Source organism: Vibrio sp. LQ2 (assembly GCF_023920125.1).
Classification (GTDB): domain Bacteria; phylum Pseudomonadota; class Gammaproteobacteria; order Enterobacterales; family Vibrionaceae; genus Vibrio; species Vibrio fluvialis.
The window spans coordinates 1,239,008-1,259,837 of record NZ_CP085308.1 but is presented as its reverse complement, the minus strand read 5'-3'; the positions used below and the strand labels follow the sequence as shown (position 1 = coordinate 1,259,837).

The window sequence follows — 20,830 nt, the reverse complement described above, 5'->3', positions numbered from 1 at the left end:
AATTCGAACCTTTTGAAATTATGCGCATCATACTGATGCGCATTTCTTTTTCTGATACTATTGCGCTATTCAAAATTTTGGCTGAAGTGTGTCACTTCAAACCCGGAGAGCAGTAAAATTATGATGGATCGATTACGCGAGGGCGTGAACAGCATCGCGGTAAAAATTATCCTAGGACTAATCATCCTTTCTTTTATCTTCGCAGGGGTAGGTAACTACCTGATCAGCGGCAGTAATAATGCAGCAGCCAAAGTCGGCGGAACTGAAATCGGCCGTGGTGAATTTGAACAAGCGTACCAGAATGAACGTAACCGCATGCAAGCCCAGCTAGGCGATTACTTTGCTAACTTGCTTGCAGATCCTGAGTACGTGGCGTCTTTCCGTAAATCGGTGCTGGATCGTATGATCAACGACCTGTTACTGGAACAACACGCACAATCACTGGGCCTGCGTGTGAGTGATGATCAGATTCGTCAAATGATTCTGGACATGCCTCAGTTCCAAAGCGAAGGCAAGTTTGATCAGGAAATTTACCAGTCTGCACTGCGTCGAGCTGGTTTCTCACCAGACTCGTTTGCAGAGTATATGCGCCGTGATTTGGTGCGTAACCAATTGATGAGCGCGCTACAAGGCAGCGAATTCACTCTGAAAGGCGAAGTTGAAGCTCAGGGCGAACTGATTTCTCAAACTCGTGATATTCGTACCATCACGCTGTCACCAGCAGAATTTGCTAAGAATGTTGAGCTGAGCGATGACGAAATCGAGCAGTACTACAAACAAAACCCAGAGCGTTATACCCGTCCAGAGCAGGTAAAACTTTCGTACATCGAATTGTCGGCAGAGCAGCTGAAAAGCGCGGTCACTATCAGTGATGATCAGGCACAGCAATACTACCAAGATCATCTGGACAAGTACTCTTCTGCTGAACAGCGCAAAGTCAGCCATATTCTGATTCAGGGTGATGATGAAAAAGCGGCGCAGGAAATTCTTGATGAACTAAAAGCGGGCGCGGATTTCTCAACGCTGGCAAAAGAAAAATCGCAGGATATCGGTAGTGCTGAAGAAGGCGGTTCGCTGGGCTGGATCGAACATGATACCATGGATCCCGCGTTCGAAAGTGCTGCATTTGCCTTGAAACAAGCAGGTGATATTAGTGGTCTGGTGAAGTCAGATTTTGGCTACCACATCATCAAATTGGACGAAGTGAAAGCGCCAATCGCGAAGCCATATGCTGATGTCGCGGCAGATATCAAAGCAGAGCTGAAAGATCAGCAAGCCGTAGATAAATTCTACGAGTTGCAAACAGAACTAGAAAAAGTAGCGTTTGAATCTCCAGATTCTCTGGACGAGGCTGCGAAAGCGATTTCAGCAACAGTACAGAAAACGGATTTTGTCTCTGAGCAGCAACTTCCGGCAACGCTGAACAATGCAGATGTTCTCAAAGCGATCCAGACTCCAGAAGTGAAAGACGATGGTTTGAACTCTGAAGCCATTGAAGTTGCCCCAGAGCATGTGGTGGTGGTACGAGTGGAGGAGTCTCGTCCGGAAGTGGTTCTGCCACTGCAAGAAGTAAAAGATCAAGTGGTTGCTCAACTGTCGAAAGTGAAAGGCGAACAGCAAGCTCTGGAGCTGGCAAGCAAACTTGTCGATGGTTTGAAACAAGGTGATAAATCTCTGTTGCAACAGCATAATCTGGCGTTTGGCGATTTGAACATGATTGATCGCAGCTCTCCTCTAGCAGGAACCGTGTACGCGATGCCTAAACCCGCTGAAGGTGCAGTAACTTACGCACAAGCGAAAGACTTCGATGGCAACATCATTGTCGTGGAGCTGGATAAGGTGGAAGCAAAAGTGAATACTGAATACCATGACCAAATTGGTGCGCAATTAGCACGTATTGGTGTTCAGCAAGATCTTGCCGGAGTGTTGAGCGTGCTGCGTCAGAACACCGACATTAAGTACTATGCTGTGAGCCAGTAGTTGAGTTTCTTGTAACTGATATGTTTAACAAAATGGGCTGCGTTTGCAGCCCATTTTATTTCTGATTTCTCTTGGTATGCCGTAAAGCCACACCGGCCTATGATCGGCGGCGTTTTTACTTTACAAGGAACATACAGTATGAAAATTCACAAATTTTGGTTGGCGATTCTCCTGGCTGTCACTTGGCCAGTATCTCACAGTTGGGCGGAAGAAAATGTTTCTGCTACAGAAGGGGTCGAGATAACTGTCAATATCAATACGGCACCAGCGGAAGAGTTGGCGACTTTACTCAAAGGTATAGGCCTGAAAAAAGCCCAAGCAATAGTTGACTATCGTGAGGCCAATGGTGCGTTCAAATCTAAAGAAGATCTGACGCAAGTGAAAGGCATTGGGCCAGCTATCGTTGCTCAGAATGACAAACGTATCTTGTTATAACTGAGGTTTTTGACATCAAAAACTCAGGTCTCAGATCTGAGTTTTTCTCCTGAAATTTTGACTTTAAATCGCCGCTTTCTTGAATCCTTCCTAGCACCTGACTCCGAATCAATTTATAATTTGCCGCCGGTAAATCGCTGACAAAGTCAGTCACGAACAAAAATAAAGTGGAGTAAAACATGTCCTCTCATACACCGGTGATTACCGTTGATGGACCAAGCGGAGCGGGAAAAGGCACGCTTTGCATGCTGTTGGCTAACAAACTCGGTTTTCATCTATTAGACTCTGGTGCGATCTATCGCGTGCTAGCTCTTGCTGCGATTCACCACGGTGTTGACATCGAATCTGAAGACGCACTCGTACCGCTGGCCACCCATTTGGATGTGCAGTTCATCGCAGAAGGAGACTTGGTAAAAGTTATCCTCGAAGGTGAAGACGTTTCCAAAGAACTGCGTAAAGAAGAAACGGGTATGGCAGCGTCAAAAGTGGCGGCTTTACCACGCGTTCGTGAAGCATTGTTGCGCAGACAGCGTGCTTTTGCGGAAGGCCAGGGGTTAGTTGCTGATGGCCGTGATATGGGAACTGTGGTGTTTCCACAGGCAGAAGCCAAAATTTTCCTTGATGCGAGTGCTGAGGAACGTGCACGTAGACGTTTCAAGCAGTTGCAACTAAAGGGGCTTGATGTTAAATTTGACGCCCTTTTGAGCGAAATCCAAGAGCGTGACGACCGAGATCGTAACCGCCCAGTGGCGCCATTGCGCCCTGCAGAGGATGCGCTATTGCTAGATTCCACCGAAATGTCTATCGACGAAGTGGTGGTTAAGGCACTACAATATATCGAATCGAAGCTGGCGGAATAAACCACGTCAGTTAAGAGCGTTGGTCGCATGGATGATGACTGGCGAATTTAATAACCCCATGTGGTAGGACACCCGTGGACGTTTACTTATTGAAGATTAATTAAATGACTGAATCTTTTGCTCAACTCTTTGAAGAGTTTCTAAACGAGACTGAATTCCAACAAGGTACCATCGTTAAAGGTACTGTAGTAGCGATCGAGAACGGTTACGTTCTTGTTGATGCTGGTCTTAAGTCTGAGTCTGCAATCCCTGCTGAACAGTTCAAGAACGCTGCTGGCGAACTTGAAGTTGAAGTTGGTTCTGAAGTAGACGTAGCTCTAGACGCTGTAGAAGACGGTTTCGGTGAAACTCAACTTTCTCGTGAGAAAGCGAAACGTCACGAAGCTTGGATCGTTCTTGAGAAAGCTTACGAAGAAGCTGAAACTGTTGTTGGTATCATCAACGGTAAAGTTAAAGGCGGTTTCACTGTTGAACTGAACGGTATCCGTGCATTCCTACCAGGTTCACTGGTTGATGTACGTCCTATCCGTGACACAGCTCACCTAGAAAACAAAGAGCTAGAGTTCAAAGTAATCAAGCTAGACCAGAAACGTAACAACGTTGTTGTTTCTCGTCGTGCTGTTATCGAATCAGAAAGCAGCGTTGAGCGTGACGAACTTCTTGAGACTCTACAAGAAGGTACTGAAGTTAAAGGTATCGTTAAGAACCTTACTGACTACGGTGCATTCGTTGATCTTGGCGGTGTTGACGGTCTTCTGCACATCACTGATATGGCGTGGAAACGTGTTAAACACCCATCTGAGATCGTTAACGTTGGTGACGAGATCCTAGTTAAAGTTCTTAAGTTCGACCGTGACCGCACTCGCGTATCACTAGGTCTGAAACAGCTTGGCGAAGATCCATGGGTAGCAATCGCTAAACGTTACCCAGAAGGTCACAAACTGACTGGTCGTGTAACTAACCTGACTGATTACGGCTGCTTCGTTGAAATCGAAGAAGGCGTTGAAGGTCTGGTACACGTTTCAGAAATGGATTGGACTAACAAGAACATCCACCCATCTAAAGTTGTTAATGTTGGCGACGAAGTTGAGGTTATGGTTCTTGATATCGACGAAGAACGTCGTCGTATCTCTCTAGGCCTGAAACAGTGTAAAGCTAACCCGTGGCAGTCATTCGCTGAAGCACAAGCTAAAGGCGACAAAGTTACTGGTAAGATCAAGTCAATCACTGACTTCGGTATCTTCATCGGTCTAGAAGGCGGCATCGACGGTCTTGTTCACCTGTCTGACATCTCTTGGAACGTTCCAGGCGAAGAAGCTGTACGTGAGTACAAAAAAGGCGACGAGATCTCTGCAGTTGTTCTAGCTGTAGATGCAGAGCGTGAGCGTATTTCTCTAGGCGTTAAGCAAATGGAAAATGACCCATTCAATGCTTACGTTGCAGACAACAAGAAAGGCGTTCTGGTTAACGGTACTGTAACTGCAGTTGACGCTAAAGGCGCAACTATCGAGCTAGAAGACGGCGTTGAAGGTTACATCCGCGCTTCTGAAGTTTCTCGTGACCGCGTAGAAGACGCGACTCTGATCCTGAGCGTTGGCGACAAAGTTGAAGCGAAATTTACTGGCGTTGACCGTAAGAACCGCGTAATCAACCTGTCTATCAAAGCGAAAGACGAAGCTGAAGAGCAAGAAGCAATGGCATCTATCAACAAGCAAGATGACGCTGCATTCGGTAACGCAATGGCAGACGCTTTCAAAGCTGCTAAAGGCGAATAATTCCGTATCGCTAAATAAAAAGGAGCCGTAAGGCTCCTTTTTTTATCTTTCGTTAAACACTTCTCTTATCCTTCCTCTGGCTTGTGATTTCGAACTGCCAAATAAAATAAATCTTTTGAGTGCAAAAAAGATTTAGCGAAGCTGTAGATTTTTTCTACAATATTAAGCAAGTGTTTGTTGGAATTGATATTACTGACTATAATCAGGATAAAAACTCGATGAGGGAAACTATGACTAAGTCTGAATTGATTGAAAGACTCTGTGCTGAGCAAACACACCTGTCTGCAAAAGAGATCGAAGACGCAGTAAAAGATATTCTTGAGCACATGGCGAATACTTTAGAGGCAGGAGAGCGTATCGAAATTCGTGGTTTCGGCAGTTTCTCCCTACACTATCGCGAGCCTAGAGTAGGGCGTAACCCTAAAACTGGTGAAAAAGTGGAGTTGGAAGGTAAATACGTTCCACACTTCAAACCAGGTAAAGAACTTCGTGAACGTGTAAACGAAAACATTTGATTTACGTAAAGATTCTTGTATAAAGCGGCATACTGTTTCAGTGTGCCGCTTTTTTGCGGGCGCAAACTCGAATAGCCATGGTTTGTCGCGCTGTTTTCCTGCATAATCAGGAAGCCAATTCGTGAATAGGTAATGGATTATGAAAATAATAAAAATCGTTGTGTTACTTGCTCTCTTCCTGATCGCATTGGCGTTAGGGTCTCAAAATCAGGAGATCGTAACGTTCAACTATCTGCTGGCTCAGGGCGAATTCCATCTATCGACGCTACTCGGGTCGGTTTTTGTGGTAGGTTTTCTCATCGCCTGGATCATTTTTGGAAGCATGCATCTAAAATCGCAACTTGAAATCCGTAAGTTGAACAGAAAGCTGAAAAAACAAACCTCATCCCATTCTGTTTCAGAACAAAAAGCGAATATCGGATAAGGCTGTTTTTAGATGTTAGAAATTCTCTTCTTGTTATTGCCAATCGCCGCCGCATACGGGTGGTATATGGGTAATCGTAGTGCCCAGCAAGACAAGCAGAAGCATTCCCATCAAATCTCCCGTCAGTACGTAACGGGGCTGAACTTGCTATTGTCTGATCAATCGGACAAAGCGGTTGATCACTTTATCGAACTATTACAAGTGGATAACGAGACCATCGATACCCACTTGGCGCTGGGTAATCTTTTCCGTTCCCGAGGCGAAGTTGACCGCGCTATTCGTATTCACCAGAACCTTATCTCTCGTTCAGGCCTGACCATTGACCAGAAGAACCTTGCGCTGCAACAGCTGGCGAAAGACTATATGGTTTCGGGTTTTCTCGACCGCGCCGAACGCATATTTGAGCAGCTTGTCGACGAACCAGAACATCGTGAGTCAGCTCTGCAGCAATTGACTGCTATCTACCAACAAACACGTGAATGGCACAAGGCGATCGATTGTGCACAGGCATTAGTTAAGATGGGCCGCAAACGCGTGAAAACGAGTATTGCCCATTTCTGGTGTGAACTAGCGATGCAAGAGAAAGCCGACGGTCATGATAGCAAAGCGATTCAACTATTTAAGAAAGCGCTTCAAGAAGACCCCAAATGTGTTCGTGCCAGCATCTCGCTCGGCAAGTTGTATCTGGAAAATGAAGATTATCGCAAGACCATCCAATATATGGAGATGGTCTTAGAACAGGATATTGATTTTATTGGTGAGGTATTGCCAACACTGGCAGAGTGTTACCACCATTTGGGTCAAGAGCAAGAACTTGTGCAGTTCCTGCGTCAGTGTATCTCTAACAAGGCCGGGGTATCGGCTGAATTGATGCTGGCTCAGATGGTTGCTCAACATGATGGTGTTGCCTCGGCTCAAGAACTGCTGACCCGTCAGCTGGTCAAAAATCCAACCATGAAAGGCTTCTATCGTCTGATTGATTACCATATTGCTGAAGCGGAAGAGGGCCGAGCGAAAGAGAGCTTGTCAACACTTCAGAAACTGGTTGGTGAGCAAATGAAAGTCAAACCACATTATCGCTGCCGCCGATGTGGTTTTTCGACCCATTCCCTTTACTGGCACTGTCCATCGTGTAAAGGGTGGGGCTCGATCAAGCCGATTCGCGGCTTAGATGGCGAATAATAGAAGAAATTGGCTAGACGCCGATTTAATAAGACATGCAGCTGGATAGGCTGCATTTTTTTAGGCTCAACGCGTATCTTAGGAGTAGAAATGAACGACCAAAAAGTGATCGTTGCACTGGATTATGACAATCAGGCGGATGCGCTGGCATTTGTCGATAGAATCGACCCAGCGAGTTGTCGATTGAAAGTCGGTAAAGAGATGTTTACGTTGTTTGGTCCTGAATTTGTACGTGAGCTGCACAAACGTGGTTTCTCAGTCTTCTTAGACCTCAAGTTTCATGATATTCCCAATACCTGCTCAAAAGCAGTGAGAGCTGCGGCTGAACTTGGTGTGTGGATGGTTAACGTCCATGCCAGTGGTGGCGAACGCATGATGACGGCGTCACGCGAGATCCTTGAACCATATGGTAAAGACCGTCCATGGTTGATCGGCGTGACCGTATTGACCAGCATGGAGCAAAGTGACCTAGCAGGCATCGGTTTGGATGTGGAACCGCAACAGCAAGTCATGCGTTTAGCAACACTGACTAAAAATTCCGGTTTGGATGGTGTTGTCTGCTCGGCGCAAGAAGCGAGCATGCTGAAATCGAGCCTTGGTCAGGAGTTTAAGCTGGTAACTCCAGGCATTCGCCCGGCAGGCTCGGAAGTGGGCGATCAACGCCGTATTATGACGCCATACGAAGCGGTTCAGGCAGGTTCAGATTACCTCGTGATTGGTCGTCCGATTACGCAAGCTGCTGAGCCTGCAAAAGTGCTTGCTGCGATCAATGCGTCTCTGGTTTGAGGTCATAATTGAATGAAAAAGGTCAGCTTAAGCTGACCTTTTGTTTTATAGGTGATTTGCTGGAATACCGCTGTGAAATTTGAAGTCGTCATCAGAGGACGATATCAATTCGGCTTCCACGCGGCCAAAGTAGGCAATACGCTCGCTGATGTCCTGCCCGGCAATTTGCTCGGCCAGTGTCAGATAGTCTTGATAATGGCGTGCTTCAGAACGTAGCAGTGAGACATAAAATTTAGCGATGTCTTCATCAAGATGTGGTGCAAGGCGAGCAAATCGCTCACAGGAGCGCGCTTCAATGTAAGCGCCGATGATCAGCTTATCGATGAGTGTTTGTGGTTCATGAGTTTTCATGTGAGCCAACAGACCTTTCGCATAGCGGCTGGCCGGAGTCGACTCGTAAGCAATGCCGCGGCTTTCCATCACTTCCAGAACTTGATAGAAATGGTGTAACTCTTCTTTGATCAGTAATACCATCTTATCAATTAAATCCTGACTGTAAGGTGAGGTTGATTTGGCCATGATTGCTTTGGAAATCTGACTTTTGCCTTTTAACGTTTCCATCGAACCGATGTTGCGATACGCAAAATCTTCGTATGGTTTAAACCAGTCCAACAGAGAGTGTTGACTCTCATGGTCAACAGCATACTTGCGAATGAGATACATCGCTGACTGGCCGGCTTTGAGCTCACACATCAAGTGGTCGAGCAAAATTGTTGGCAGATTCTCTGGCTTGCGGGCTTCTTCAATCCAGGCATTAGGAGTTTGGCAGTGGAGGAACTGATTAATTGGTTCCAGAAGTTGTTGAATTGCAGGCGTATTGGTCATGTCGTTAACAATAAAAAAGGTCGCTCAAGCGACCTTTGTTTAATTCAATCGGTACTCGTTGGGCGAGTATATTACCATTTTTTCTTTTCACCAAAGAGAGCTTCCATATCACTATTACGCTCGTTCTCTTCGATTTGTTGTAACTCAGCGGCACTTTTAGACTGGCGGCGCTGTTGCAGTTCATCAAACATAGACTGAAGCTTCTCGCGTGCCTGATTTGAATAGCTGTCATTTTTCGTGCTCAGCACTTCCAGGCCTTTGCGCAGCAGTTGTACCGCAGTGCCAGGTTGACCACGCACAATCGCATCATTAGAACGTTTAATCACGTTTTCGATGTTGATACGAATCTGAATCGTCTCTAAGCGTGCATTCTCTGTAACATACGCTTGTGTATCAAAACGACCTTTATTGTGCTCGCTACGAATAGTATCACGCAGGCGTTTAACCAGTTTTAGCATCATGATCGCTTGTTTATCGCTACTTGGTACTTTGAAACTGGTGCTCTCATTACCCGGATGGTTATCTTGCAGGTTTTTGATTTGCGCGTTCATGTTTTCAATGCGCTGCTGTAGCTGTTTATTCTTTGGATCCAGCTCATACATGTTCTGCAAAGCGTCCAGAATGCGATTATTGAGGCAGACCAACAGATCTTTGCTAAATGGCATGTGATGAGCATTGCCAATCAGATCTTCTGTTGCGTCGATAATCGCTAGGTAACGCGAGGATTCCTGTTTCTTCGCGGTTTCTACTTTGACTTTGTACTGAAGCATGATGTTATAGCCCAGAACTAAAACCAGCAAAATGGCAATCAGAGCAATAATTAAACCGATATTCATATAATCCGTGTCTTCATTTTCAAAGGCCTAATGATAAAGGATACACTATCCTAACTTTCCACTACACCTACAATTTTATTAATTTGATTATTCCCGTTTTGCCAATAAAAAACTGCAATAGAATGTTGAGATTGGGTCGTCTGTGGCAAAAATTTGTTCAATTACGCAAAACGATGGGTCATTTCAAAAACAATTTATTGGTTGTGCTTTGAATTATGTTCTCAAAGCGTTATAACTAATAATTATAAAATATAAACTCGTGATGTAGCACTCCGCAAGGAAATACAGGTCAATTATGAAGTTGCAGCAGCTTAGATACATCGTTGAAGTGGTGAACCACAACTTAAATGTTTCTGCTACCGCCGAAAGTCTTTACACCTCCCAACCTGGTATTAGTAAGCAGGTTCGTTTACTGGAAGATGAGCTGGGAATTCAGATATTTGAGCGCAGTGGTAAACATCTCACTCAGGTCACTCAAGCTGGTGAAGACATAGTACGGATTGCGACGGAAATTTTGTCACGGGTTGAGAGTATCAAATCTGTGGCGGGGGAACACACGCATCCTGAGATGGGGACGCTGAACATCTCCACCACCCACACTCAGGCTCGATATGCATTGCCTGAGGTCATTAAGGGTTTTACGGCCCGTTATCCGAAAGTGTCACTACACATGCACCAAGGAACTCCGGCGCAAATGTCGGAAGCGATCGCCAAAGGTTCGGCCAGTTTTGCTATTGCGACAGAAGCTCTGCATTTGTACCAAGACGCGATTATGTTGCCTTGTTATCACTGGAACCGTTCAATTGTGGTACCTAAGGATCACCCGTTGGCCAAGAAAGAACACGTAAGTGTGGAAGATCTGGCGCCGTACCCGTTGGTCACGTACGTATTTGGTTTTACCGGGCGTTCTGAGTTAGATAGCGCCTTTAGTCGCGTAGGGCTCTCGCCTCGAGTCGTGTTTACCGCAACTGACGCGGATGTGATTAAAACTTATGTACGCATGGGAATTGGTGTCGGTGTGATTGCGAGTATGGCGATGGATGTTAATCAGGACAAAGATTTAGTAGCGATTAATGCCAGCCACATCTTTGGTGCCAGTACGACCAGTATTGGTTTTCGTCGTGGGACTTTCCTTCGTTCGTATATGTATGATTTTATGGAACGTTTTGCTCCGCACTTGACGCGCCCTGTAGTTGAACAAGCGATATCGCTAAAATCCAATCATGAAATTGAAGAAATGTTCCGCGACATTGAGCTACCTGTGCGCTGAGACAAATCATTGACCTTCAATGCCTTCCTCCTACAATAGCGCTTCAAACAGGGGACAGGCATGCGTGAACTTTTTCTACATCTCGATCAATTTTTGACTCAAACTCAGCCTCTTTGGCGGTTTGAGTCTTTTCATCTTAGTGCTCAACCCCATGCCCCCTGGACTGATAGCCATCCGGATCTGCAACGTTGGCTGATGTCGCTTTCTGAACACCAAATTGAGCAGTTTAAGGCATCACCTGCCACTCTTCTTCCCCAGATCGGTAAATTTATTGAAGGGTTGGAGAATATTCATCGTTCGTTGCAACTACCATCAGCGTCTTGTCAAGCAATAGATACAGCAGCAATAGAAACGGGTATACCAGGTCGAAAGCTGGAGCAGATCCGTCTAATTGGTGGAGCAGCGATAACTTGCCACCAAGCCCAAGAATGGCTGGAATGGTGCTCTGGGAAAGGTTATCTGGGGCGTGTTTTGGCCAGTGCGACTGGGCAAAAGGTTACCAGTTTTGAGTTCCAACATGCGCTGTGTGAATCTGGTCAGTCGGATGCGGATGCTCTGGGCTTACCGATGCAGTTTGTTCAGGGCGATGCATTTGATGAACGGAGTCGATGCTGCTTTTCGTCGGTTCAACATGCGATTGCGTTACATGCATGCGGTGATCTGCATGTCCGTTTGATGCAATACGCGACGGATGCGTCGTTACAGGCCATAAGCTTTTCGCCATGCTGTTATCATCTGGTGCAATCTGATCGCTATCAGTGCTTGTCGCAGCCTGCTCTGGCGTCTGCTTTGAGTTTGACTCGTCAGGAACTGCGCATTCCCCTACAGGAAACGGTAACGGGGGGAGAACGTGTACGGCGTCATCGCTTTGCAGAGATGAGTTATCGATTAGGTTTTGATGAATTGTTGAGGGCCGAATTGGGACTGATGGAATATCTGCCCATACCCAGTATTAAAAAGTCCCAATTGAGCGAGGGGTTCGTTGCATTTTGCCAATGGGCGGCTCAGCAGAAAGGGATTGAGTTGCCGGATGTGGACTATGCGCACTTTCAGCATTGCGGTGAGCTGCGATTCTGGACCATGGAGAGATTGAGTCTGGTGCAGTCAGGCTTTCGCCGATTACTAGAGCTGTGGTTGGTGTTGGATAAGGCGATGTATTTGGAAGAGCGTGGCTACCAGGTGACGTTGTCAGAGTTTTGCAAGCGGGATGTGACGCCCAGAAACATTCTGGTTCACGCCTTGATAACCGGGCATTAGCCCGGCTATTGCAAGCGGTCTGGGTTAATTGAACATGGCGATGGCTTCGCCCGGTGCAACGTATGCCAAATCGAAGTTGTCAGCGACCTCTTTACAGGTCACATGGCCGTGAATGACATTCAGTCCTTTCATAAAGCCAGGATCTGATGTTAGTGCAGCCTGATAGCCTCTATTCGCCAATTTAACAATGTAAGGCAGGGTTGCATTGTTGAGCGCAAAGGTTGAAGTACGAGCCACAGCGCCAGGCATGTTCGCCACGCAGTAGTGCACGACGTCATCCACAATATAAGTCGGATTGGCATGTGTGGTGGCGTGCGAGGTTTCAAAGCAACCTCCTTGGTCAATCGCCACATCCACAACGGCAGAACCTGGTTTCATGCGACGAATATGGTCTTTGGTCACCAGTTTCGGCGCGGCAGCACCCGGAATAAGAACGGCACCAATCACCAAATCTGCATCCAGTACATATTTTTCAATCGCATCTTCTGTGGAGTAAACGACTTTTGCACGGCCTTGAAACTCCTCATCGAGTTTACGTAGCGTATCGACATTACGGTCAAGAATGGTGACATCAGCACGTAAGCCAATCGCCATGCGTGCGGCATTTGCGCCGACGACGCCGCCGCCAATAACGACGACTTTGGCTGGTGCTACTCCCGGTACTCCACCCAGCAGCAGCCCGCTTCCACCGTGTGATTTTTCCAGCGTAAGTGCACCTGCTTGAATAGACATACGACCAGCAACTTCAGACATTGGTGCTAATAGTGGCAAGCGACCCATATTATCTGTTACAGTCTCATAGGCTATGCAGACAGCTTTGCTCTTGATTAGCTCTTCAGTTTGTGGAAAATCTGGAGCGAGGTGCAAATACGTAAATAAAATTTGTCCCTCTCGGAGCATAGCTCGTTCGACAGCTTGAGGTTCCTTAACCTTTACAATCATGTCTGCTTTCGCAAATACGTCTGCAGCAGTAGGAAGAATGGATGCGCCTACAGCGATGTAATCATCGTCTGAAAAGCCGATACCGGCACCGGCATTTGTTTCAACAAAGACTTGGTGGCCATGTGAGGCAAGCTCTCTCACGCTTGCTGGAATCATACCCACACGGTATTCGTGGTTTTTGATTTCCTTTGGTACGCCAATGATCATCCTGACTCCTTATATTTATGTGGTTGTATTGACTATTGTAGGGTTTTTGTATCGAATTTATGGCTAGTATAGTTAGTACAATATGATATTTGATACTGAATATTAAAAAGTTGTAGTATATATTTTTGCAAGGAAGTAATAAGGTGGAATAAAAAATGGCAGACAACTATAAAAGGCCGTCCAAGGATTTAGACCGTATCGACCGCAACATTTTGAATGAGTTGCAGAAAGACGGTCGTATTTCGAATGTTGAATTGTCTAAGCGTGTGGGTCTTTCTCCAACTCCATGTTTGGAACGTGTTCGTCGATTAGAGCGTCAGGGCTACATTACGGGTTACACCGCGTTGTTGAATCCGCAGTATCTTGATGCTTCGCTTTTGGTGTTTGTAGAGATCACGCTAAACCGTGGTGCTCCGGATGTATTTGAACAGTTTAATACAGCGGTTCAAAAGCTGGATGATATTCAGGAATGTCATCTGGTATCTGGTGACTTCGACTATCTGCTCAAAACACGTGTATCTGATATGGGTGCATACCGTAAGCTGCTAGGGGATACTTTGTTGCGCTTACCGGGTGTAAACGACACTCGTACTTACGTGGTGATGGAAGAAGTGAAGCAGACCAACCAATTGGTCATCAAGACTCGTTAATTAGAATTCGTCGGAATAGTGGTACTTCTTTCCACATTCTGACTTTCGCTAATTGGGTTTTTGACCTTGATATGGTTAAATCTTCGAACAAACCGAGCGGCTTTTGCCGCTCGGACTGTTTTCACCCTACCAATGTGCGTATAGTGATACCCCCATTGGCCATAATCATATTCAAGTTGGTTTATGTTCAAAGAGAACAACAATAAAGTCGAAACCATTATCAAAACGAGTGAAGAGCCTCAGTCTTCTCGTTTAAGTGGTGTACAACGTCTTCGCGAGTGCGGGCTGATTCTGGCTGTACTGGCATCCATTCTTTTAGCGGTCGCTCTGCTGACTTTTAATCCTGCTGATCCATCCTGGTCGCAAACGGCGTGGGGATCTGATATTCAGAATGCAGGTGGCATTGTTGGTGCCTGGGTCGCCGATACTCTGTTTTTTGTCTTTGGCTCGCTTGCCTATCCGCTGCCTGTCATTCTGACGGTAATCTCCTGGATTTTGCTGCGCAATCGTGACGAAGATGAATCCATTGATCTTATGCTCTGGGGAACACGCCTTCTGGGCTTAGTGGTGTTATTGCTGACCAGCTGTGGCTTAGCAGACATCAACTTTGATGATATCTGGTATTTCTCTTCCGGTGGTGTTGTCGGTGATGTGCTCACCAGCCTCGCCTTACCAACCCTAAACGTGTTGGGAACCACTCTGGCACTGCTGTTTCTTTGGGGAGCCGGATTTACCCTGCTGACGGGGATCTCTTGGCTGAATATCGTAGAGAGATTGGGTGAATCCAGTATTCGTGGTTTCCACTGGCTGATTAATCGACTGCGCGGTGAGAAAGAAGAGATTGTTGCACCGCAACTGGTGACTCCTATGGTTACTGAGCTTGTGACCAACTCATTAGCGCAACAAACTGCATGTGCAGAAGCGCCAACAATGTCGTTTGAAGAGCCTGTCCGTGAAGCGGACACGCTACCCGCATCAGAAGAACGACGCTTTAACATTCACATGCCTGAACGCAAGGAGACGGTGGCTCAACCTCAGCCAAATAAAGCACCCGAGGTAACACCGACATCCGCTCCGTTGTACAGCTTTGAAGAAGACGAAGAAACCTTAGAAAGTTCACGCAGTCGCCAATTGGGCGCCACGATTGAAGAGCTGGAAATGGTAGCCCGCGAAGAAGATGATTTCGCCGATGATACGCTACCATGGGATGAAGCAGCGCCGCAGATTGAGAATGCGTCTATCAGTGATCCCACTTTTGCCGTTTCAGAACCCGTTCAACCGCAGGTGGATCCGATTGCCTTTAGTCATACGATTGATGATGTTGAGGAGGATCACGTTCATATTGAGCCGACTATTTCCAACTTTGACATCCTGGATGACGACGACAGCGACGAACCGAGCGTCTCGAATAACGTGATAACAGACGAAGTGGATGATGAGCTTCAATACATTGATGACGAATTCAACGAGGACGACGATCAGGATGTGAAAGCATTCCAGAGCTTAGTCTCTGAGGCTCAGGCAAATATGGCGGCCAAACAGAATCCGTTCTTGATTCAAAAAGATGCGAATCTGCCTAAACCGACGGAGCCGATGCCGACGTTGGAGCTGTTGTATCATCCAGAGAAACGTGAAAACTTTATCGATCGTGAAGCGCTGGAAGAGATTGCACGTTTGGTTGAATCGAAACTGGCCGATTACAAAATTCAGGCGCAGGTCGTGGATATATTCCCAGGACCAGTGATTACCCGCTTTGAGCTGGATTTGGCTCCTGGCGTGAAAGTTAGCCGTATTTCCAGCTTGTCGATGGATCTTGCCCGTTCACTGTCAGCGATGGCGGTACGTGTGGTTGAGGTGATCCCGGGTAAGCCTTATGTGGGGCTGGAACTGCCAAATATGAGCCGTCAGACGGTTTATCTATCGGATGTCATCAGCAGTCCGCAGTTCAAAGAGTCTAAATCACCGACAACCATCGTATTGGGCCAGGATATCGCAGGTGATGCCGTGGTCGCCGATCTGTCGAAAATGCCGCACGTGCTGGTGGCTGGTACCACGGGTTCCGGTAAGTCCGTGGGTGTGAACGTCATGATTCTGAGTATGCTGTACAAGTCGACTCCGGAGGATGTTCGTTTCATCATGATTGACCCGAAAATGCTGGAACTGTCCGTTTATGAAGGGATCCCTCATCTGCTGTCTGAAGTGGTAACCGACATGAAAGATGCCTCCAATGCTCTTCGTTGGTGTGTGGGAGAAATGGAACGTCGCTACAAACTGATGTCAGTGTTGGGCGTGCGGAACATTAAAGGCTTCAACGATAAGTTGAAAATGGCAGCGGAAGCTGGTCACCCGATTCACGATCCGTTATGGCAGGAAGGGGACAGTATGGACCCTGAACCACCGCTGTTGGAAAAACTGCCTTACATCGTAGTCGTGGTGGATGAATTTGCCGACCTGATGATGGTGGTTGGTAAGAAAGTGGAAGAGCTGATTGCGCGTCTGGCCCAAAAGGCGCGCGCCGCGGGGATTCACCTGATTCTGGCGACTCAGCGTCCGTCAGTCGATGTAATCACCGGCTTAATCAAAGCCAACATCCCAACTCGCGTGGCGTTTACGGTTTCAACCAAAACGGACTCACGAACCATTCTCGACCAAGGTGGCGCAGAATCATTGTTGGGTATGGGTGACATGCTTTATCTACCGCCAGGTTCAAGCCATACGATTCGCGTGCACGGTGCGTTTGCTTCCGATGATGACGTGCATGCTGTTGTGAACAACTGGAAAGCGCGTGGTAAGCCAAACTACATCAGTGAGATCACTAACGGTGATCAAGGGCCTGACGCTTTACTGCCGGGTGAGAAGATGGAAAGCGACGAAGAAATGGATCCGCTGTTTGATCAAGTAGTCGAACACGTCGTAGAAACCCGCCGCGGTTCTGTGTCCGGCGTTCAGCGCCGTTTTAAGATCGGTTACAACCGAGCAGCACGAATTGTCGAACAGCTTGAAGCACAAGGTATAGTCAGTGCTCCGGGACACAACGGGAACCGAGAAGTATTAGCCCCCGCTCCCGTGCGAGACTAAACGACAAATGAAAAAGGCGCCAAAAGGGCGCCTTTTTTATAGCCAAAATATCAACGTTTTGACTTAGCAAACTGAGCTAAAATGATCACTGCCAGAGCAACGAGATTTGCAGCAAAGATAATGACCAGCCATTGGGGCATGGAGAGAGACAGGAACTGCCAAACGACTTTACTGCAGTCGCCGTAAGCTTCGAACATCCATGGGAACCATTGATTCAACGGTGCCCAACTTGGCAACATAACAAAAAGGTCACAAGTCGCAAACGGTGAAGGGTTAAATTGGTAATCCACATGTTGCATTGCCAGAGTCAACCCCTTGTAAGCACTGCCACCCCAAGCGATCAGCCCAATCCAGCGAAATAGAGGGTTTTGGGGAGCGATAAGACCGATCACCGCTGCACCGCCAATTCCCAGCATCGCGATACGTTCATAAATACACATCACACATGGGGCAAGCATCATGACGTGCTGAAAAAATAATGCGCAGGCTTCAAAGAAAATGATGAAGGCGAATAGCAGTCCCCAGGATAGACGAGACTGTGAAAAAGATTTCAAGCCGGATAAAAAGTTCACGTAACAGTCCTTACTTGTTCAAATAAAAAAAGCTCTGATAACTCAGAGCTTTTTATCTCGGAATAGTTTCCTATTCAATACATTTTTAGTGACCGCTCGACACAACGCTCTCCATTGTTGGAACGCTGTGATGACTAATCCAGCCCATGTCGTAGAAATAGCTGGTCATAGGATCGACGAAGAAAATGATGCCGACTAAACCAACCAGCGTCAGCACTACAGTGTACGGTAGAGCCATCACTACCATGCGTCCATAGGAGAGACGAATCAATGGAGCCAGAGCCGATGTCAGCAGGAATAGGAAAGCAGCTTGGCCGTTCGGTGTCGCGACTGAAGGCAGGTTTGTCCCGGTGTTAATGGCCACAGCAAGCAAGTCAAATTGGTCACGAGTGATGATACCTTCCATCATGGCGGTTTTCACTTCGTTGATATACACCGTGCCTACGAATACGTTGTCTGACACCATAGACAGCAGGCCATTCGCGACATAGAAAAGAGCCAACTGAGTTTCGTTGTCTTCGATGTGCAGAACGGCATCGATGATAGGTTTGAACAACTCCTGATCAATAATGACTGCAACGATGGAGAAGAACACAGCCAAAAGAGCGGTAAACGGCAGCGCCTCTTCAAACGCTTTCCCAAGTGAATGCTCTTCAATCACACCCGTAAAGGCCGTCGCGAGAATGATAACCGAGAGACCAATCAGACCCACTGCCGCCAAGTGCAATGCTAATCCAGCAATCAGCCAGATTGCGATAGCGCCCTGAATCCAGAGTTTTGCTACATCTTGGTTGGTACGGGTCTTACGTTCTTCAGTATCAAAATCGATAAGAATCTGGCGCACATTCGGTGGCAGCTCTGAGCCGTATCCGAATACTTTCAGTTTCTCAACCAGAACACAGGTCAGAATACCGCAAAGGAAGACGGGTAGTGTTACTGGTGACATGCGCACCAAGAATTCCCCAAAGAACCAGCCCGCCTGATCGGCAATGATCAGGTTTTGTGGTTCGCCTACCATAGTGGTCACGCCGCCCAAAGCTGTGCCGACACCAGCATGCATCAGCAGCGACCGCAGGAAAGAACGGTAGTTTTCTAAGTCATCGCGTGTCAACTCTGGAATGTGTTCATCTTGTGTGTGGTCATGGGCTGAATGGAATGACTGCCCTGAAGCCACTTTGTGGTAGATCGAATAGAAACCGACAGCGACACTGATGATGACCGCAATCACGGTTAACGCATCCAGGAACGCAGACAAAAATGCCGCCGCGACGCAGAATGCGACGGAAAGCAGAGGCTTCGAGCGAATGCCAAGTAAAATTTTGGTAAAAATGTACAGCAGCAAATGCTTCATGAAGTAAATGCCAGCCACCATAAATACCAAAAGTAATAATACTTCGATATTTGCGACTAATTCATGTTTTACCTGTGCTGGGCTGGTCATGCCAATTGCGATAGCTTCAATAGCTAATAATCCACCAGGTTGTAACGGATAGCATTTCAATGCCATAGCCAGAGTGAAAATAAATTCAATGACTAATAGCCAGCCCGCAACAAACGGATTAATTAAAAAGAAAACAATTGGGTTGATAATAAGGAAGGCAATAATGGCAACTTTGTACCAATCTGGCGCTTTACCTAAGAAGTTTTTGATAAATGCGCTTCCAAGCGACATCGGCATGGTGATCACTCTCACTTTAGTGATGAATAGACTTAAGTTATGTGCCTGTTTTTGAATCAATTCAATATAATCAGACGTAAGTCTATACAAATTTCTTTTTTAACAATGGCTTAGTAAATCAATAAGTGGAAGCTATCCGACCGACTTACTAAGTCACTCCCTGAGGAAAATAAGCACTCTGTACTTTGAACGCCACAATACAGTGAGACGTAATTTAGTCAATATCAAACCATCTGTTGATAAATGGCTCACTGCACTTTCGTAGAGAAACGCGATCAAAGTGGCGCTAGCATAGCACAAAAGTTATAAAAATTTCATTCAGAAGGGGAGGATGTCAGCAGATTGGAGTAAATATAAGTTTAGTGTTGAAAAATACCTCTTATTGGTAAGTTAATTTTGAAGAATATAAAAATAATAATGTGAGCAATATCTCTTTAAATGGAAATTAATAGTCTAAGAAAGGTTAATTAAGAAATATTTTGAAACACATTGAAACGTTTATTTCACAATAAAATTTCTGAATAACAAAAAGATAGAACAAAAATAGAGCTATAACTCTAACTGAGTGGTTGTTACCAGTTTCCCAATGGTTTGTTTCCGCTGGATGAAAACTAGTGGTATGATGAGTGCCATTCGACCCAAAAAATAGAAAACTGGAAAAGTACTTAATGGTCATCAAGGCAAAAAGCCCAGCAGGTTTTGCAGAGAAATACATTATTGAAAGCATTTGGAATGGTCGATTCCCACCGGGTTCCATTCTGCCTGCCGAGCGAGAGCTCTCCGAACTGATTGGTGTAACACGTACAACGCTTCGCGAAGTTTTACAGCGTTTAGCTCGTGATGGATGGTTAACCATTCAACATGGTAAGCCAACCAAAGTGAACCAGTTTATGGAAACCTCCGGTTTACATATCTTGGATACTCTAATGACACTGGATGCGGAAAACGCAACCAGTATCGTCGAGGATCTTCTGGCCGCGCGAACCAACATCAGCCCTATCTTTATGCGTTATGCGTTTAAGGTAAACAAAGAAAGCAGTGAGCGCACCATATCCAATGTGATTGATTCGTGTGAGTCGTTGTTGAACGCTGAGTCGTGGGACGCATTTATCGCCTCTTCCCCTTACGCAGAGAAAATTCTGCAGCAGGTGAAAGACGATGGTGAGAAAGATGAAGCGAAACGTCAGGAGCTGTTACTGGCGAAAACGTTTAATTTCTACGATTACATGTTGTTCCAACGTCTGGCGTTCCACTCTGGCAACCAGATTTACGGTCTGATCTTTAATGGTTTGAGAAAGCTGTATGATCGCGTTGGTAGCTACTACTTCTCGAACCCGGAAGCACGCCAATTGGCGATGAAATTCTATCGTGAATTGTTGGATGTATGTTCAACTGGCGATCGTGAACAGTTGCCGGGTATTATTCGTCAGTACGGTATTGCGAGTGCGCATATCTGGAACCAGATGAAGACTACGCTGCCATCGAACTTTACAGAAGATGATTGCTAAGCGAGCCATCACTGATTAAATAAAAAAGCCCGCTCAGCGGGCTTTTTTAA

18 protein-coding genes are annotated in these 20,830 nt (G+C 46.4%); 13 read left to right on the top strand and 5 right to left on the bottom strand.

Annotated elements, in window-relative coordinates; genetic code table 11:
• Positions 1-120 precede the first annotated feature (120 nt).
• From ppiD to pyrF, 8 genes are all read left to right on the top strand, one after another.
• Positions 121-1,980: a peptidylprolyl isomerase gene (gene ppiD / locus LGV68_RS05905; RefSeq protein WP_172557176.1), complete on the top strand. Its 1,860-nt coding sequence runs from the start codon at positions 121-123 to the stop codon at positions 1,978-1,980.
• A gap of 138 nt (positions 1,981-2,118) precedes the next feature.
• Positions 2,119-2,415: a ComEA family DNA-binding protein gene (locus tag LGV68_RS05900; RefSeq protein ID WP_020327823.1), complete on the top strand. Its 297-nt coding sequence runs from the start codon at positions 2,119-2,121 to the stop codon at positions 2,413-2,415.
• 179 nt (positions 2,416-2,594) lie between these two features.
• Positions 2,595-3,275: a (d)CMP kinase gene (gene cmk, locus LGV68_RS05895; protein ID WP_024374736.1), complete on the top strand. Its 681-nt coding sequence runs from the start codon at positions 2,595-2,597 to the stop codon at positions 3,273-3,275.
• 104 nt (positions 3,276-3,379) lie between these two features.
• Entirely contained in the window at positions 3,380-5,050 is a 1,671-nt protein-coding gene (gene rpsA, locus LGV68_RS05890) for a 30S ribosomal protein S1 (protein ID WP_020327821.1), read from the top strand.
• 230 nt (positions 5,051-5,280) lie between these two features.
• Entirely contained in the window at positions 5,281-5,565 is a 285-nt protein-coding gene (gene ihfB / locus LGV68_RS05885; protein ID WP_020430001.1) for an integration host factor subunit beta, read from the top strand.
• Between the two features lie 139 nt (positions 5,566-5,704).
• Positions 5,705-5,989, top strand: coding sequence for a lipopolysaccharide assembly protein LapA domain-containing protein (locus LGV68_RS05880; RefSeq protein WP_020327818.1), 285 nt, complete (start codon positions 5,705-5,707; stop codon positions 5,987-5,989).
• Positions 5,990-6,001: 12 nt separating this feature from the next.
• Positions 6,002-7,171: a lipopolysaccharide assembly protein LapB gene (lapB, locus tag LGV68_RS05875; RefSeq protein ID WP_024374735.1), complete on the top strand. Its 1,170-nt coding sequence runs from the start codon at positions 6,002-6,004 to the stop codon at positions 7,169-7,171.
• Between the two features lie 90 nt (positions 7,172-7,261).
• Positions 7,262-7,957 (top strand): orotidine-5'-phosphate decarboxylase, encoded by a 696-nt coding sequence (pyrF, locus tag LGV68_RS05870; protein WP_020327816.1) that lies wholly within the window; start codon positions 7,262-7,264, stop codon positions 7,955-7,957.
• A 45-nt stretch (positions 7,958-8,002) separates the two neighbouring features.
• Here pyrF and LGV68_RS05865 read toward each other — a convergent pair whose 3' ends face one another.
• Positions 8,003-8,782 carry a tRNA isopentenyl-2-thiomethyl-A-37 hydroxylase MiaE gene (locus LGV68_RS05865; protein ID WP_252536379.1) on the bottom strand — a complete coding sequence of 260 codons (780 nt, stop codon included), beginning with the start codon at positions 8,780-8,782 and terminating at the stop codon, positions 8,003-8,005.
• Positions 8,783-8,853: 71 nt separating this feature from the next.
• Positions 8,854-9,618: a hypothetical protein gene (locus LGV68_RS05860; protein ID WP_020327814.1), complete on the bottom strand. Its 765-nt coding sequence runs from the start codon at positions 9,616-9,618 to the stop codon at positions 8,854-8,856.
• A gap of 295 nt (positions 9,619-9,913) precedes the next feature.
• Between LGV68_RS05860 and cysB the strand changes: the two genes are divergently transcribed.
• The gene (gene cysB, locus LGV68_RS05855) at positions 9,914-10,888 is read left to right on the top strand and encodes an HTH-type transcriptional regulator CysB (RefSeq protein WP_222737770.1); all 975 of its coding nucleotides are present in this window, start codon (positions 9,914-9,916) and stop codon (positions 10,886-10,888) included.
• 60 nt (positions 10,889-10,948) lie between these two features.
• On the top strand, positions 10,949-12,145 hold the full coding sequence (locus LGV68_RS05850; protein WP_055453558.1) for a methyltransferase: 1,197 nt from the start codon (positions 10,949-10,951) through the stop codon (positions 12,143-12,145).
• Between the two features lie 24 nt (positions 12,146-12,169).
• On the opposite strand, the gene ald is transcribed toward LGV68_RS05850, so the two are convergent.
• Entirely contained in the window at positions 12,170-13,294 is a 1,125-nt protein-coding gene (gene ald / locus LGV68_RS05845; protein WP_075988715.1) for an alanine dehydrogenase, read from the bottom strand.
• Between the two features lie 155 nt (positions 13,295-13,449).
• On the opposite strand from ald, the gene lrp reads away from it, so the two are divergent.
• Both lrp and LGV68_RS05835 read left to right on the top strand, forming a co-directional pair.
• Positions 13,450-13,944: a leucine-responsive transcriptional regulator Lrp gene (lrp, locus tag LGV68_RS05840; protein WP_004726475.1), complete on the top strand. Its 495-nt coding sequence runs from the start codon at positions 13,450-13,452 to the stop codon at positions 13,942-13,944.
• 183 nt (positions 13,945-14,127) lie between these two features.
• Entirely contained in the window at positions 14,128-17,022 is a 2,895-nt protein-coding gene (locus LGV68_RS05835) for a DNA translocase FtsK 4TM domain-containing protein (protein WP_252536378.1), read from the top strand.
• Between the two features lie 50 nt (positions 17,023-17,072).
• Here the strand turns inward: LGV68_RS05835 and dsbB are convergent, their stop codons facing one another.
• Positions 17,073-17,594, bottom strand: a complete 522-nt coding sequence (dsbB, locus tag LGV68_RS05830) for a disulfide bond formation protein DsbB (RefSeq protein ID WP_020327808.1) — start codon at positions 17,592-17,594, stop codon at positions 17,073-17,075.
• A gap of 85 nt (positions 17,595-17,679) precedes the next feature.
• Complete coding sequence (gene nhaB, locus LGV68_RS05825) at positions 17,680-19,272, bottom strand: Na(+)/H(+) antiporter NhaB (protein ID WP_020327807.1); 1,593 nt, start codon at positions 19,270-19,272, stop codon at positions 17,680-17,682.
• Positions 19,273-19,940: 668 nt separating this feature from the next.
• Here nhaB and fadR point away from each other — a divergent pair.
• Positions 19,941-20,780: a fatty acid metabolism transcriptional regulator FadR gene (gene fadR, locus LGV68_RS05820; protein ID WP_020327806.1), complete on the top strand. Its 840-nt coding sequence runs from the start codon at positions 19,941-19,943 to the stop codon at positions 20,778-20,780.
• Positions 20,781-20,830 lie beyond the last annotated feature (50 nt).

Coding starts and splice junctions, on each gene's coding strand:
- ald (WP_075988715.1), bottom strand. CDS start 13,294: ATGATCATTGGCGTACCAAAGGAAATCAAAAACCACGAATACCGTGTG.
- ihfB (WP_020430001.1), top strand. CDS start 5,281: ATGACTAAGTCTGAATTGATTGAAAGACTCTGTGCTGAGCAAACACAC.
- cysB (WP_222737770.1), top strand. CDS start 9,914: ATGAAGTTGCAGCAGCTTAGATACATCGTTGAAGTGGTGAACCACAAC.
- rpsA (WP_020327821.1), top strand. CDS start 3,380: ATGACTGAATCTTTTGCTCAACTCTTTGAAGAGTTTCTAAACGAGACT.
- LGV68_RS05835 (WP_252536378.1), top strand. CDS start 14,128: ATGTTCAAAGAGAACAACAATAAAGTCGAAACCATTATCAAAACGAGT.
- fadR (WP_020327806.1), top strand. CDS start 19,941: ATGGTCATCAAGGCAAAAAGCCCAGCAGGTTTTGCAGAGAAATACATT.
- LGV68_RS05865 (WP_252536379.1), bottom strand. CDS start 8,782: ATGACCAATACGCCTGCAATTCAACAACTTCTGGAACCAATTAATCAG.
- LGV68_RS05860 (WP_020327814.1), bottom strand. CDS start 9,618: ATGAATATCGGTTTAATTATTGCTCTGATTGCCATTTTGCTGGTTTTA.
- lrp (WP_004726475.1), top strand. CDS start 13,450: ATGGCAGACAACTATAAAAGGCCGTCCAAGGATTTAGACCGTATCGAC.
- LGV68_RS05900 (WP_020327823.1), top strand. CDS start 2,119: ATGAAAATTCACAAATTTTGGTTGGCGATTCTCCTGGCTGTCACTTGG.
- nhaB (WP_020327807.1), bottom strand. CDS start 19,272: ATGCCGATGTCGCTTGGAAGCGCATTTATCAAAAACTTCTTAGGTAAA.
- LGV68_RS05880 (WP_020327818.1), top strand. CDS start 5,705: ATGAAAATAATAAAAATCGTTGTGTTACTTGCTCTCTTCCTGATCGCA.
- lapB (WP_024374735.1), top strand. CDS start 6,002: ATGTTAGAAATTCTCTTCTTGTTATTGCCAATCGCCGCCGCATACGGG.
- pyrF (WP_020327816.1), top strand. CDS start 7,262: ATGAACGACCAAAAAGTGATCGTTGCACTGGATTATGACAATCAGGCG.
- ppiD (WP_172557176.1), top strand. CDS start 121: ATGATGGATCGATTACGCGAGGGCGTGAACAGCATCGCGGTAAAAATT.
- LGV68_RS05850 (WP_055453558.1), top strand. CDS start 10,949: ATGCGTGAACTTTTTCTACATCTCGATCAATTTTTGACTCAAACTCAG.
- cmk (WP_024374736.1), top strand. CDS start 2,595: ATGTCCTCTCATACACCGGTGATTACCGTTGATGGACCAAGCGGAGCG.